This is a genomic window from 'Nostoc azollae' 0708 (assembly GCF_000196515.1).
In the GTDB taxonomy this organism is placed as follows: Bacteria; Cyanobacteriota; Cyanobacteriia; order Cyanobacteriales; family Nostocaceae; genus Trichormus_B; species Trichormus_B azollae.
Map to the genome: position 1 here is coordinate 4,807,102 of NC_014248.1, position 14,173 is coordinate 4,821,274.

A 14,173-nucleotide genomic window follows, 5' to 3' on the forward strand; every position below is an offset into this window, starting at 1 on the left:
GGTGACAAGCCCGTTTTATACTTTGTTAAGAAGTGTAAAATGAAGTCGGAGAATATACTCGTGCAATTTTTACTAGAAACAGCAGCGCCAGTCGCCGCAAGCCCACATTTTCCATTAGCTTTTACATTGGTGTATGTAGTTGGTTTTATTGCTGCTGTCACCATCGGTTCAATAGCTTGGTACAACTCAAAACGTCCACCCGGTTGGGAAAGCAAAGAACGCCCTGACTTTGTACCCAAGGTTGATAAAGACTAATAGGAATTCAGGGGGAAGAGGGAAAAAGGAAGAAGGAAGAAGGAAGGAGATAATACATTATTCTCCCCCATCTCTCTCATCCCCCAGTCCCCAGTCCCCTAATTCTGCACATCAACCCAACGACGGTACAGTTTTTGAATTTGTCTAAGCAAGGTTACATGACCTGGTTGGATTGATTCATGAGATTTGCTCAACTCCTCCAATGTAGTCAGCAATCTTGCTTCTTCAATTGCTACTTCACCATCACTGTAAATTAAGCCACTGATAGCTTCTATTAAATTTTCGTAATCTTCCAGGCTAGGGCGATCGCCTAAATAGTCCTTCACCCATTCATAACATCGATTTGGCTTTACTGGTACTAATTCATATAACCAAGGCTTAATCTCTGGATCATTAGCCAAGCCTTTAGCCTGGGCTATTTCCCTCAAATATTGCCGTTCTTCAGGCTGGATTCTACCATCAATCCAAGCGGCTCCGATCAGAATCTTAACTAAGTTTTTTACATGGGAATGATTAACCATTACCGCCTCCTCTAGTAGATTCGGGCTTTCATCAAATGGTACAGTCCTTAGCAGTATTCACTCGGAATCCTTGGTTTTTCTTAAGCGCACCATGAAAAAACCATCCATATCCCGTTGATGAGGCCAGACTTTTAACCACCCTGGAGAAGCAATATCAACTAAATCCGAGCCAGGAGATTCAATTTGCCAATGGGGATTTACAGCTAAAAATTGAGAAATTACCTCTTCATTCTCCATGGGATGGAGTGTACAAGTGGCATAAACTAAAACCCCTCCAACCTTGATAAAATTAGCTGTATGTGATATCAGTTCTTTCTGTAGTTGGGAGAGTTCTTGAACAGAAGACGGTGTTTGTCGCCAACGTGCATCAGCATGGCGGTGCATAGTTCCTAAACCGGAACAAGGTGCATCTAATAATACACAATCAGCAATGTTGTTAAATTGGGTCAAATTGCGGCTATCCCCTGTACAGATTTCGATAGATTCTAAATGTAGACGTTGGACATTTTCCTTGAGTCTACGTAACCGGGAAGCAGTTTGATCACAAGCCCAGATTTTACCTTTATCTCCCATTAACTCACCAATATGGGTGGTTTTTCCCCCTGGAGCCGCACAAACATCAATCACCACATTGCCCGGTTTTGGGTCAAGCAAATGACTAACTAATTGGGCGCTACTATCTTGAACAGTCCACCAACCTTCTCGGAAACCAGGTAAATTTTTAATTGGCCCGGTACTACTAATTAATCTTAAACCTTGAGGTAAATAGGGAATAGGTCTAACTAAAACACCAGCAGATTTAAAAGCTGATTCCACTTTTTCCAGGGAACTGCGAAGGATATTTACCCGTAAATCAATAGTTGGGGTTTTATTCATCCATGCACAGAGTCTTTCTGTTTCTTTAAGACCCAATTGTTCTAACCACACCTCAATTATCCAATCAGGAAAACTGTGTAAAATTCCCAATCTCTCTACCGGATTTTCTGGTAACTTTAATGGTTCTGATGAACTTTCTATAAGACGTAGATATTGACGTAACAAACCATTCACAAAACCAGTTAAACTAGAAAAGCCATTTTCCTTTGCTAGTTCAACTGTGGTATTCACAGCAGCAGAAACAGGGATCTTTTCTTGATAACGCAATTGATAAAAACCGAGATGTAAAATAGTACGAAGTTCTGGTGGTTGTTGGTGTGCCTTCTTTGTAGCTAATTTATCAATTAGAGTATCTAGAGTGCGTTGTCTTCTAACACTACCATAGACTAATTCTGTCATTAAACGACGATCATTGTCGGGTAATTTAAACTTTTGTAGCACACGGTCTAGAGCTACATCAGCATAAGCCCCTTTATGTACTTCTTTGAGGGCAATAAAGGCAAGTTGGCGGGGATTAGTCATAATATAATATATGCAAAAAGGAACGGGATATTAAACATATTAATAAAACTGCTAACACGGAAATATTAACAAGTTGTTGATAAACTATAAACCTTACCTTTACTTGGTGTTTGTTGGGTTTGCTTATGTAGAATTCTTTCTCGCATTGAGTCTTGTCAAGTGTAACACACTATGGCAGTAATTTAAAATTAAAAAAAAATTATTATTAATCTTAATCACAAATAATGTAAATCAGAAAATCAACAGATGAAAGAGTACTTAGAATACCATCAAATATTGTTTTATAAATCAATAAAATTCTTTTTTAAGAGCCACTAATAAATAACTCTTTTAAAGAGAACTATAAAATTAGTCCCTGTATTTTATCACTGAAATAAATGGCACGAAAACAGGGAGATATTATGGTACTGGTGGAAGTAGCAGAGCTTGTATTTATTAATTTCAAATTAAAGATAAAGGTTCAGCAGTCTCCACTGTAGCAGGGGAGGTAAAATCAAAACTCGGACGAAAGTCTAAGTTGCGGAACTCCCCCGTGCTTACAGAATGTCACATAGAACCGTCAGGTCAGAGCGTGTAGTTTACAGATTCATATAAGGATCTAAACCAGTAACTTCAAATTCACAGGCTCTAGAAATTGTTTCTAGCGGTAATTTATCAAAACTAATTAATGGTAAATAATCAGGATTATCTATTAGTTCTTGCGCTAATAAATACCCTGCAATTGTCCAGGTTTGATATTTTCTAGCTTGTTTACCAATTAATCTACCTTTCTTACCATCGTAATATTCAGGCCATTGATCTTCACTTAGTCTGACTTTAGCAATTTTAATAGCTTTTTCAGCCAAATATGGTTTCTTGGTTTTCACTGCTGCTGCTGCTAACATCCACATTAAAACAGGCCAGCTACCAGCATTATGATATGACCAAGGTATGTTTTTTGGATCACATCCTGTCACAACTCTATATTCTTCACCTTGTAAGGCAGGATAACAGATTTTCATAGGCATATCTGCTACTAAATCTTCCCATCGTTTTTCGATGAGATTAATAATTGCTTGGGACTGTTCTTCACTAGACAAATCACAAATCACTGCCATCAAGTTTCCGAGAGTGAAGAAACGAGTATCTAATTGTGATGGTCCGACATTTCCAGCAAAATAACCACCTATTTTTGGTAGCCATTTGTCCAATTCATAATAAGGCAAAGAATCTGCATAAATATTGAAAAGATTGACAGCAGTTTTACCGTATTCTTCGCTTTTAAAGCGATAAATAGCATTCAAGCGATTAATATCTATCCAATAATACTGACGAATATGACCACATAATAGGGGTAATCTGTTATCAATTGCCTCAACTATATCTTGATTTCCTTGACAAATTAATAGTTCTCTGGCTACACGCAATGCAGCGAAAAATAGAACTTGAATTTCTAGAGGATGTCCATAAATCCCCATACGTCTATCTATCATACACGCGCCATCAGGAACTAATAGCGTCGGGTACATATCAAAACGATTTGCCAAACATATATCCATAATTAACCTAATTCCTGTTTGGAATTCAGGCTGATATGCTAGTGAATAATCATTTGTAGCGACTACATAAGCACGTAATAAAATCAGCCACCATAAACAAGAATCAACTGGTGTAACTCTGGCGATCGCATGTTCACCAAAATCAGCTTCTAAATGTTCTTCGCCATTGATAGATACCACTTTAAAACTGGCTGGAATTAGCCCTCTACCGGGTTTATAAGCATCCAAAGCCTTTTCTTTAGGCTGTAAATTCAAGGTTTCCTCTAGGAAATTTCTAACAATATCTGTCCTCCCTTTAATGAGAAAAATCAATGCAGAAGAAATAAAATCTCTAATAAAACACTGGTCATAATTCAAAGCCTCTACAGATGGATCATAAGCTGCTAAAGTCCCAATGGGACGACCTTTGTAGTAGAGGATGGAATTTTCTAGTGCTTGCCATGCCTCTTTTTCTATATTTTCAGTTGCGCTTAATTCATTTAGTTGCATCGCCAGAATGACTCCATTTAGATAGTAACTTGGTGGTAGAGTAGATACGCCTTTATTTGTTATTTGCCTTTGCTATTATCAGTATTACAGGTCTGAACTTGAAAATACTAAATATAGTAATACTCAAATCTTAACAACTAGAACTGTTGCAGATTAGCAAATTAATTGATAATTAATTAGCTTCCTATTATTTATTTTTTACTCAATTCCAGTGTTGTGTTTATTCACAGCTAACCATAGAAATTAACCTCAAAACAGTTAAAGAAGGATACATTTTTATATCCAGCAAAGCCCCAAATTTTTTATTGGGGCTTTGCTGTACTAAACAAAACGTATCCCCATTGCTGTTTCAGGTTTGTGTAAGGTTTATACCCATTGAAGTATATTGAATTGACTAGGACTCACTGTTTCAAACTGCTAATTAAATTATTCCCCTATAAATTAACAATTTATAACGTTTTTTCGCAATATGCAATATAGATACTTAAAAGATTTAGGATATCAACATTAAAATTTTTGCAGAATTCAGGAAAAGGCTGTAATTTTTCTTTACCGTTTTGCAAGAGGTATTTTTCTAAAAAAAAATATATTCTACCCTAATGAGCAAATAAGCTATTAAATAACTAGATTTATGAGAAAATTCCCTATAAACAAAGTATTTAAGAGCAATACTATTGCTTTTGTTATTATCCTTAAAGCTGACTAGACCTGAAAAAAGCCAAAATTAGCTAGTTCTTGTGTCGTATCAATTCTCCCTACATCAATCCTTTTGCAACACATTTTATAAAACGTTTCTACGAAAAAAAAATTATGTAACTAGTTACACAAAATTATATATTAAATGCCGATTTATTTTTGAACATTCACAAACGTCTGAAAATTCTGATAAGTTAGATTAACAACTTGCATTGCAGCTTTAGCTCTTTCTGAATTGTTCATATCAGGATGATACAATCTTGCTAATCGCCGATAGGCAAGTTTAAGAGCTTGAAGCATTTTTATCAACTCCTAATATTTCCCACTATTCTCCTGTTAAATTTAAATATCCGGTGTTTTCTAGATGTCGCTAAATTTTGATTCTCCGATTTTTACCCGCAATAACCAAAGTCTTCCCATCTGCACTAAAAGCTAGAGGACTAAAACCAGAAAAAGTTTCTAAAATCTCGCTAGTTTATAAATTCCAAACTTTGATAATCCCGTCTTGGCTGCTACTAGCAGGAGTTTTACCATCTAGGTGAGTAGCAACAGGTGAAATTGCTGTTAAATCTCCTGTTAAAGTGCGGATTCATTATCCAGTTTGTAAATTCCATATTCTAATAGTATTGTACCTACTCCAAATAATCAAAATTTGATTATTTGGAGTAATAGCTAGTGTGTTTACCGCTGCTAAATGTTGAGTGAGAATAAACTGCTGCTGACCAGTTTGTAACCCACCTTCCGCACCCTAACTGTCACAGATAGTAGTACACAGGAACTAAAGCTCCTTCAAGGAAGAAAAGGCTTAATGAGAACAAGGATGATTAAAATGGCAATAGAGTGAGAGAATAAAGTTTTGTAAAAAAGTAGGAAACAATCAAGAACTAGAAGAATTAGCAGTAAAATCACTAAATGAAATAACCATCACCTACGGTTATTCTGGTGACCATAGACCGGAGTTAAAACAGTTCATCATAGAAATGATATGTTCAGGAGATGGAGACATACCAATATATATTTTTATAACTAGCATCGGGAAACCAAGCAGATTCATCATGCTTTGGTAAAATAGCAGTAGAGTGCCAAAAACAATTAAAAGTTAACAGTGTCATAGTAGCAGACTGGGCCTTATATACAGAATCAAATCTGGAAATGATGTCATATTTAAGCTGGTTATGTCCAGTGCCATTAAGCGTAAAATCAGCACAATCATTAATATCAACATTACCAGAACCAGAATTTGTTGATAGTAACTTACCCGGATATAAACTAGCTTCAAAAACAGTAAATTATCCAGGAATAGAACAAAGATGGTTAGTATTGCAAAGTCAAGAAAGAAGAGAATTCAGACCTGGGTAAAATCTCACAAAAAATTACCAAGGCACAATCAAAAGCTGTGCAAGATTTTAAAAAGTTATCACCAGAAAAATTTGCTTGTGAAGCTGATGCTATAAAGGGGTTATTTAAACTATTCAAACAATTCAAATATCACCAAATTAACCAGAGTAAAGTTACTCAAATCAAATCTAAGAAAAAAGATAGTTCAGGAGAGATATCCTCTGAAATATCAGCTACAGTCTCCCAGAATTAAAGTAAAATTAATACAGAATTTCTGAGGGCAGGGCGTTTATTTTTTGGAGATAGTATTTTCCTAAAAAGTCCAGAGAGAATAGAGTCCCTGGGAATGATGATGGGTTTATGTCTGCTGGTTTATACTTTAGCTAAACGACAAATTAGAACTGCTGTAAGAGAGTCTAAATCAACCGTAAAAATCACTTGGGCAAACCAACTGACCGCCCCACTTTACGCTGGATTTTTCCATGCTTTCAGTCTATTCATTTAGTTACACTTAACCAAGAAAAACACATCTGTTACTGGACTTAAGAGAGAGATTTCATTATGAATGTTTTACCATATCATTGTTTTCCCTACTATCAAGTACTTACCTAATTTTTCTCTCTATTAATTTAATTTCTATCAGGAAATAACCTAATGTCTTTGATTCCTAGCTCTATTTTACTATAATTTCTTTGTTTACTTCGATCTATTATTCTAAGTTATGATTTATCTCTTGAATATCTTCATTTATCTGTTGACTCCTCTGGGCGGTGTTCTTTCTTATTGCTCCTTATTGAGAATAGCTTTTGATGCTATTTTTGGTGCTTTACTGTTTCTCCAATGCCTTTTTTCACTGTATATGTTTGTTTTTATGCTCCCTTGGATTTTTTCTCTCCGTAATTTCTCTCTGTGGCAGTTTAGGGTGCCGAATGTGGGTTGTAAATCCCAAATTCTGATGGTTGTACCAGTAGTTCCACTAAGTGAAGTTGTACTATTGGGACTTATAACAACTGCTAACACCGCATCACTATGCCCGTTGAAAATGCGTTTTTATTGTCCGGTATATGGTCCACAAATTCTAATAGTTTTATCTGTACTTCCCACTAGCAATAATTTTACCGTCTGAACTATAAGCAATTGTATTGACAAAACCGTTGTGATTGTAGGGAGAATTTAAATAATAGAATGTGCGGTGAAATTTTTTTTATCCAATTGGCAACTGCTGATTTTTCGATCTACACTACCGCTAATTATCTACTTTCCATCGGGACTAATACCCACAGATAAAAGTGCTTCAGCTTGTCCAGAGAGAATATATAGGTAGATAGAGATTTTCCAGTTTTCAAGTTCCACAAATTGACTTGTCTATCATCGCTACCACTAATTGAAATTCCACCATCAGGATGAATAGCTACTGCATTCACTGCCCCAAAATGTCCTTTGAGGATTTTTACACATTGCCACTTGTGGGGTAATTGGTTGGTGATAGAAACGGTTGTTATTTCAACTTGGGGAGAGCTACTATTTAGTTTAGCTTTAAGTGTTTCTAAATCATCCTCAATTTCCAAAGCTGCAAATTTTTGATTAATATTCTCACCAGATAACTCTATTAATGCGGCGCTGTAATAGTCCATTTCTAAAACTTTGGCTTATATTCGTTCAAAAACTTGCATGGGAGTTTCTGTAAATTCTGAATCATCTAACACTTTGACGATAGATACCATAAGCAGCAAGTCCTAAAACTGCACCTATTCCCGTCATTGGTACTGCACCAATACCATAAGCTAACCCAATTTTAGGCGCTACAAATCCTATTCCACCAACAATATTAGAAAAACCAAAACCACCGATGGCACCTATTACCATTATGCTAAAAGCGGCTGTGTCACCTGTTGCTATTCATGTAAATGCACCGTATATAGCAGCACCTATAACCGCACCCGCCGCAGTGATATAATTTGCACCTATTCCTACTGCACCAAAGCTTCCTGCTATTCCCATACCTCCAACTGTGGAAGATATCCTCGCACCTGTTAGCGTTCCTGTAGTGATGAATACTACACCTGTTGGAGATATCGTTTTCATGGTTCGAAAGTCTCAATTTAATTATATTAAAAAATAATATGCAATAATTTTATGTCAACAATTTTATGTCAACCAACTAATTACCCCTAAGTAGTCGTTCTAGGGATACAATTATTTGTACTGAGAGAAAGTAGATAGTTAAGTAACTACGGTTCTCCCAATACGAAACTGTGATTACAACTAGATAATTCTAAAATGCGCCCTGCTGGAATCGAACCAGCCTGAAGACGAATTATGAGTTCGTTGCCTCCCCAATCGGCCAAAGGCGCTTGTTGTACTAGATTTTAGTTTTGTCTACATAAGCCTAAATGCTAACTCTTTGTTATTATTTAAGCTTGAGTCAATGATTATTGACTTTTAGACAAATGCACGTCTATAACTGTAGCATGATTTTACAACCGTGGCAAAATTAAAAAAATTTGATCAGGTTGTAGAATCTGATTGAAAACTCTAGGGTGTGGGGTATAGGGGAAAAATCAAGTACACAAAAATCTCTGTTTCCTACCTACTTGGTCAGCCTGGGATCCCCTGAGCTTGTTGAAGGGTTGAACAACTGCCTCCTTCCGTTTGCTTTGTTAATAGTTGTAAATAAAATATTGTTAGTTTGTTATAGCTTGTCAACGATGAAAATAAATTCCACTGTAGTTCTGACCTTGATTTTGTTGACCCTAATGTTGGGAGCAGGTTCTGTGAGCGCATTTTTGGGGTTTTCGATGGGAAGTTCTGCTCTCAAGGGTGTCACCTCACCAGATGGTCGTCCTGCAAGTAAATTTGCCAGCGGTAAGACTAATAACTCTCAGCAGCTTGCAGGGGGAATCACCTTATTAAAGGAAGAGGATATTCTGAAAACTGTCAAATCGCGGATGGATGATAAGAAAAATGATAAAAAGATCAGAAAACTGGAAGAAGATGAAGAAATAAAAACCCGGAAGCCCAAAACTGAGGACAAGCCTCAAGAAGTGACGGAAGAAAAACTGCAACCTGGATTCCCGGTTGTGGCTGAGAGTGAGGGGGTAATGTTATCTGTACAATCGGCTCGCTACTCTGGTGGTGATTTATTACTAAAAGTGAAAATGCAAAACCAAGGCGCTGATTCTGTGAGGTTTTTATATAGTTTTTTAGATGTCACAGATGATAAAGGTAGAACATTGAGCGCCATTACGGAAGGGTTACCCGCAGAATTACCTGGCAAGAGTTCGACATTTACGGGTACAGTGAGCATTCCTACTGCTTTACTTGATGATGTGGGTAACATCTCCTTGGCGCTAACGGATTATCCTGCTCAAAAACTAAAATTACAGGTGTCCGATATTCCTGTGGAAAAATAGAAATGCTATTGTTAGCGTTTTAGTATCGGCGTAAGTTTTACACGAGCGTTAGCGGTGAGTGGTTTTCCTCAGTTAATTTGGACAGATGTGGGGTTACGATTGTTGTCAGTGCTATTGCTGATTGCAATTAATGCCTTTTTTGTCACGGCGGAATTTTCAATGGTAACGGTGCGGCGCACTCGGATTCATCAGCTGGTTCAGGCTGGTGATATACCTGCGATCGCAGTGGAAATGTTACAACGTAGTATTGACAGGTTGCTATCTACGGCTCAATTAGGTATTACCCTATCTAGTTTGGCACTAGGTTGGATTGGAGAAAGTACAATTGTTGTGCTGATGGAAGAATGGTTAAAATCCTGGACTGTACCCATCAGTTTAAGTAACGTTCTGGCACATTCTCTCTCAGTTCCCATCACCTTTTTTTTAATTGCTTATTTACAAATTGTTTTAGGAGAATTGTTTCCTAAATCAGTAGCTATGTTGTATTCAGAAAAACTGGCAAGGTTTTTGGGTCCTTCTGTCAAAGCTATTGTTCGTTTTTTCAGTCCTGTGATTTGGATTCTCAACCAATCCACACGCTACCTATTAAGATTATTTGGGATTGAATACACTGGTCAGAGCTGGCGACCTCCTGTAACTCCGGAAGAATTGCAATTAATTATCTCAACAGAACGAGAATCTACCGGTTTAGAGTTATCAGAGCGAGAATTACTCAATAATGTTTTTGAATTTGGGGATATAACCGCTGAAGATGTCATGATTCCCCGTACTAGCATTATCGCTTTACCAGAAGATGCTAGTTTCCACACCTTACTACAAGAAATGATCTTAACAGGGCATTCCCGTTATCCCATTATTGGTGAATCTTTAGACGATATTTGCGGTATTGTTTATTTTCAAGATTTAGCAAGACCTTTAGCTACTGGAAAACTGAATTTAGAAACACAAATTCAACCTTGGATGCGTTCTCCTCGCTTTGTTCCAGAACAAACTCTTTTGAGTGAACTTTTGCCAATGATGCAGCAAGAAAAACCAGCTATGGTGATTGTGGTGAATGAATTTGGTGGTACTGTGGGATTAGTTACAATTCAAGATGTAATTGCAGAAATTATCGGTAATGCCGGTGAACCAGGAATTAGTGATGACTTACTAATTCAAATGTTAGATAAGCAAACATTTTTAGTACAAGCACAAGTGAATCTGGAAGAACTCAATGAGGTCTTACATCTCAATTTACCTCTGATACGAGAATATCAAACATTAGGAGGATTTGTACTCTACCAGTGGCAAAAAATCCCCGCTAAAGGCGAAATATTCCACTATGGTAATCTTGAATTCACTGTAATATCAGTTATCGGACCACGCTTGCACCAAATTCAAATCAGAAGGTTACTAGATGAATGTTCAGCTTAAATTGTTTAGCGAGCACCGGGAATCATGGAATTTGGAAGCCCAGTTCTGGAGGCGAGCACTCAAGACAATTAATTATTCTGATTCGCTGTCAATTGACGAAATTTATCAATATTTATTTCTAACTATTGGGCAATTTGTTTGAGATTTAATCCTAGTGTTAATAACAAAGGCACAGTTTTTAACTTTCCTTCTTCTTCAGCCTCTACTTTTGCTTCCTGATAGAATTTTGTTTGTCTCCATTCAGTTAAGTTGAACTTTTTTTCTAACTCCTGACGGCTTTTTTGAGGAAATTTATAAACGATCAGTTTTTTAATTAATTCTAGGAGTTTCTGTTGAATTCACTTCATCAGTAACTTCCTGTTTTGCTTGGTTAATTAAGGACTCTACTGTTTCAGTTGCTTCTGCTCCTGAATTTGATAATCCCTAAACCCAGAGAGTTGCTAGACTCTTGGTTGAGTTGATCCAAGTATATCGTGTGAATATTTTGACTGACCAATAATTCTTGATAAGCTAATGGTAAACCTTCATCTAAGGTATGTTTGTCCAGATAACTATGGCATGACAAGGATGTGAGGGTTTATACTGGTTCAAATAAATAAAGATTTCTGTGATAAATCGCCAATAGAAAACATCATCTTTTTGAAATTGTACTTCAACAAAATAAATGGGATAATCAGGATGATATTCATCTAGAAAGAATACACCATCTAGGCGAAAAGCTAATTCCTTGACTCCAACGGGTTCAAATTTATCCCACCTTCCGCACCCTAACTGTCACAGATAGTAGTACACGAGAACTAAAGCTCCTGCAAGGAAGAAAAGGCTTAATAAGAACAAGTATCATGAAAATGGCAATAGAGTGAGAGAATAAAGTTTTGTAAAGAAGATAAAAGAAAAGAAAATTTAATGATTTAAAAATTAAATTAGAACAGAAGAAGAAATGATTTAATCACAACAGGAGTTGTGGATAATTCTTTTGTGAAATCAAAGCTTCAAAAAATGGAAATTCAAAACCTAGACCATTGAGGCATAGTAGCAGGAATAATAGACGCCATAGGAGTAGTAGAAATAATCCTTGAAATTGGAGAGAAACTAAGTCCGGGTCATGTAGTAAAAGCCATGATAATCAACGGGTTAGGATTTGTATAAAAACCCTTATATAGGTTCCCCAAGATTTTGAAACAATCCCCTGTGAGTATCTAATAGGACTAGGAGTAAAACCAGAATATCTCAATGACGATAAACTGGGGAGACTCATGGATAAACTATTTATAAAAGGATTGGATAGAATATTTTTTCTTGTCGCCTTAAAAGCAGCCCAAAAATTTGGAGTATCCCTATGAGCAGGCCATCTAGACTCATCATAAATGGACGTACATGGGCAATATAATACCAGCTTACCAGAAGTAATATTTGAGAGTCAAAAAGTAGGAAATAATCAAGAACTAGAAGAATTAGCAGTAAAATCAGCAAAAGAAATAACCATCACCTACGGTTATTCTGGTGACCATATACCGGAGTTAAAACAGTGCATCATAGAAATGATATGTTCAGGAGATGGAGACATACCAATATATATTTTTAAAACTAGCATCGGGAAACCAAGCAGATTCATCATGCTTTGGTAAAATAGCAGTAGAGTACCAAAAACAGTTAAAAAACAGTCTCATAGTAGCAGACTGGGCCTTATATACAGAATCAAATCTGGGAATGATGTCATATTTAAGCTGGTTATGTCCAGTGCCATTAAGCGTAAAATCAGCACAATCATGAATATCAAAATTACCAGAACCAGAATTTGTTGATAGTAACTTACCCGGATATAAACTAGCGTCAAGAACAGTAAATTATGTAGGAATAGAACAAAGATGGTTAGTAGTCCAAAGTCAAGAAAGAAGAGAATCAGACCTGGATAAGCTCTCACAAAAAATTACCAAGGCACAATCAAAAGCTGTGCAAGATTTTAAAAAGTTATCACCAGAAAAATTTGCTTGTGAAGCTGATGCTATCAAGGGGTTATCTAACCTATTCAAACAATTCAAATGTCACCAAATTAACCAGAGTAAAGTTACTCAAATCAAATCTAAGAAAAAAGATAGTTCAGGAGAGATATCCTCTGAAATATCAGCTACAGTCTCCCAGAATGAAAGTAAAATTAATACAGAATTTCTGAGGGCAGGGCCTTTTATTATTGCTACAAACCTTTTGGATTCCAATGAACTTACCCATGACTCCATCTTGAGTGAATATAAAGCTCAATAGTCTTGCCAGAGAGGCTTTGCTTTTCTCAAAGACCCATTATTTTTTGCAGACAGTATTTTCCTAAAAAGTCCAGAGAGAATAGAGTCCCTGGGAATGATGATGGGTTTATGTCTGCTGGTTTATACTTTAGGGCAACGACAAATTAGAACCGCTGTGAGAGAGTCTAAATCAAGAGTAAAAAATCAATTGGGCAAACCAACTGACCGCCCCACTTTACGCTGGATTTTTCCATGCTCTCAGTCTATTCATTTAGTTACACTTAACCAAGAAAAATACATCTGTTACTGGACTCAAGAGAGAGATTTCATTGTGAATCTTTTACCAGAGCATTGTTTTCCCTACTATCAATTAGTTACCTAGTTTTTATCTCTATTAATTTAATTTCTATCAGAAAATAACCTAATCTCTTTGAGAGATAGCTCTATTTTACTATGTCCACAATTTCTTTTTTTACTTCATCCATTAGTCTAAGTTATGATTTATCTCTTGAATATCTTCATTTATCTGTTAACTACTCTGGGCGGTGTTCTTTCTTATTGCTCCTTATTGAGAATAGCTTTTGATGCTATTTTTGGTGCTTTACTGTTTCTCCAATGCCTTTTTTCACTGCATATTTTTGTTTTTATGCTCCCTTGGATTTTTTGTCTCCGTAACTTCTCTCTGTGGCACTTTAGGGTGCGGAATTTGGGTTATAAAGCTTTGAGAAACATTGGGAGGTTCTCCTATTAATTGAAAAATCAGTTTTGTAAAAACTTGAAAGAGAGTATAAAAGATTTTATCGTTTTTCATTTTGCGGCTGATTTGTGTGATATTTTTACAATTATTTTTAGGTGACAGATGCTTGAATCTG

Annotated in this window: 12 protein-coding genes, 1 tRNA gene and 3 pseudogenes; 6 read left to right on the top strand and 10 right to left on the bottom strand. The window is 36.4% G+C overall.

The features are described 5' to 3' along the window. Positions 1-39: 39 nt before the first annotated feature. Complete coding sequence (gene psb35 / locus AAZO_RS22425; protein WP_041643645.1) at positions 40-255, top strand: photosystem II assembly protein Psb35; 216 nt, start codon at positions 40-42, stop codon at positions 253-255. A 98-nt stretch (positions 256-353) separates the two neighbouring features. Here psb35 and AAZO_RS22430 read toward each other — a convergent pair whose 3' ends face one another. From AAZO_RS22430 to AAZO_RS34450, 4 genes are all read right to left on the bottom strand, one after another. Beyond that, the gene (locus tag AAZO_RS22430) at positions 354-776 is read right to left on the bottom strand and encodes a tellurite resistance TerB family protein (protein WP_013192918.1); all 423 of its coding nucleotides are present in this window, start codon (positions 774-776) and stop codon (positions 354-356) included. Positions 777-833: 57 nt separating this feature from the next. Then, positions 834-2,174, bottom strand: a complete 1,341-nt coding sequence (locus AAZO_RS22435) for a 16S rRNA (cytosine(967)-C(5))-methyltransferase (protein ID WP_013192919.1) — start codon at positions 2,172-2,174, stop codon at positions 834-836. A 578-nt stretch (positions 2,175-2,752) separates the two neighbouring features. Further along, positions 2,753-4,201 carry a glycoside hydrolase 100 family protein gene (locus AAZO_RS22440; protein WP_013192920.1) on the bottom strand — a complete coding sequence of 483 codons (1,449 nt, stop codon included), beginning with the start codon at positions 4,199-4,201 and terminating at the stop codon, positions 2,753-2,755. 849 nt (positions 4,202-5,050) lie between these two features. Then, a complete protein-coding gene (locus tag AAZO_RS34450; protein WP_144031364.1) occupies positions 5,051-5,197 on the bottom strand; it encodes a J domain-containing protein in 147 nt (48 codons plus the stop codon). A gap of 560 nt (positions 5,198-5,757) precedes the next feature. Here AAZO_RS34450 and AAZO_RS44245 point away from each other — a divergent pair. Next, a pseudogene (locus AAZO_RS44245) lies at positions 5,758-6,847 on the top strand (IS1634 family transposase); the annotation flags it as partial. Between the two features lie 168 nt (positions 6,848-7,015). On the opposite strand, the gene AAZO_RS44250 reads toward AAZO_RS44245, so the two are convergent. From AAZO_RS44250 to AAZO_RS22465, 5 genes are all read right to left on the bottom strand, one after another. Further along, positions 7,016-7,255 carry a hypothetical protein gene (locus tag AAZO_RS44250; protein WP_420807036.1) on the bottom strand — a complete coding sequence of 80 codons (240 nt, stop codon included), beginning with the start codon at positions 7,253-7,255 and terminating at the stop codon, positions 7,016-7,018. Positions 7,256-7,485: 230 nt separating this feature from the next. Further along, positions 7,486-7,869, bottom strand: a complete 384-nt coding sequence (locus AAZO_RS39965) for a WD40 repeat domain-containing protein (protein ID WP_049790916.1) — start codon at positions 7,867-7,869, stop codon at positions 7,486-7,488. A gap of 61 nt (positions 7,870-7,930) precedes the next feature. Continuing rightward, a complete protein-coding gene (locus AAZO_RS39970) occupies positions 7,931-8,101 on the bottom strand; it encodes a hypothetical protein (protein ID WP_228371373.1) in 171 nt (56 codons plus the stop codon). Between the two features lie 33 nt (positions 8,102-8,134). Next, entirely contained in the window at positions 8,135-8,320 is a 186-nt protein-coding gene (locus tag AAZO_RS39975; RefSeq protein ID WP_049790917.1) for a hypothetical protein, read from the bottom strand. Positions 8,321-8,516: 196 nt separating this feature from the next. Further along, a tRNA-Ile gene (locus AAZO_RS22465) sits at positions 8,517-8,589 on the bottom strand. A gap of 354 nt (positions 8,590-8,943) precedes the next feature. Between AAZO_RS22465 and AAZO_RS22470 the strand changes: the two genes are divergently transcribed. Continuing rightward, complete coding sequence (locus tag AAZO_RS22470; RefSeq protein WP_041643650.1) at positions 8,944-9,648, top strand: hypothetical protein; 705 nt, start codon at positions 8,944-8,946, stop codon at positions 9,646-9,648. A gap of 54 nt (positions 9,649-9,702) precedes the next feature. After that, positions 9,703-11,061 carry a hemolysin family protein gene (locus AAZO_RS22475; protein WP_013192922.1) on the top strand — a complete coding sequence of 453 codons (1,359 nt, stop codon included), beginning with the start codon at positions 9,703-9,705 and terminating at the stop codon, positions 11,059-11,061. A 391-nt stretch (positions 11,062-11,452) separates the two neighbouring features. Here AAZO_RS22475 and AAZO_RS44255 read toward each other — a convergent pair. After that, positions 11,453-11,799 (bottom strand): annotated as a pseudogene (locus AAZO_RS44255) (DUF2887 domain-containing protein); the annotation flags it as partial. A gap of 291 nt (positions 11,800-12,090) precedes the next feature. On the opposite strand from AAZO_RS44255, the pseudogene AAZO_RS44260 reads away from it, so the two are divergent. Next, positions 12,091-13,683: pseudogene (locus AAZO_RS44260) on the top strand (IS1634 family transposase). Positions 13,684-13,797: 114 nt separating this feature from the next. Continuing rightward, on the top strand, positions 13,798-14,052 hold the full coding sequence (locus tag AAZO_RS40000) for a hypothetical protein (protein ID WP_013192923.1): 255 nt from the start codon (positions 13,798-13,800) through the stop codon (positions 14,050-14,052). Positions 14,053-14,173 lie beyond the last annotated feature (121 nt).

Bases quoted from the DNA above. Each gene is read 5' to 3' on its own strand.
- psb35 (WP_041643645.1), top strand. From the start codon at position 40: ATGAAGTCGGAGAATATACTCGTGCAATTTTTACTAGAAACAGCAGCG.
- AAZO_RS22430 (WP_013192918.1), bottom strand. From the start codon at position 776: ATGGTTAATCATTCCCATGTAAAAAACTTAGTTAAGATTCTGATCGGA.
- AAZO_RS22435 (WP_013192919.1), bottom strand. From the start codon at position 2,174: ATGACTAATCCCCGCCAACTTGCCTTTATTGCCCTCAAAGAAGTACAT.
- AAZO_RS22440 (WP_013192920.1), bottom strand. From the start codon at position 4,201: ATGCAACTAAATGAATTAAGCGCAACTGAAAATATAGAAAAAGAGGCA.
- AAZO_RS34450 (WP_144031364.1), bottom strand. From the start codon at position 5,197: ATGCTTCAAGCTCTTAAACTTGCCTATCGGCGATTAGCAAGATTGTAT.
- AAZO_RS39965 (WP_049790916.1), bottom strand. From the start codon at position 7,869: ATGGACTATTACAGCGCCGCATTAATAGAGTTATCTGGTGAGAATATT.
- AAZO_RS39970 (WP_228371373.1), bottom strand. From the start codon at position 8,101: ATGGTAATAGGTGCCATCGGTGGTTTTGGTTTTTCTAATATTGTTGGT.
- AAZO_RS39975 (WP_049790917.1), bottom strand. From the start codon at position 8,320: ATGAAAACGATATCTCCAACAGGTGTAGTATTCATCACTACAGGAACG.
- AAZO_RS22470 (WP_041643650.1), top strand. From the start codon at position 8,944: ATGAAAATAAATTCCACTGTAGTTCTGACCTTGATTTTGTTGACCCTA.
- AAZO_RS40000 (WP_013192923.1), top strand. From the start codon at position 13,798: ATGATTTATCTCTTGAATATCTTCATTTATCTGTTAACTACTCTGGGC.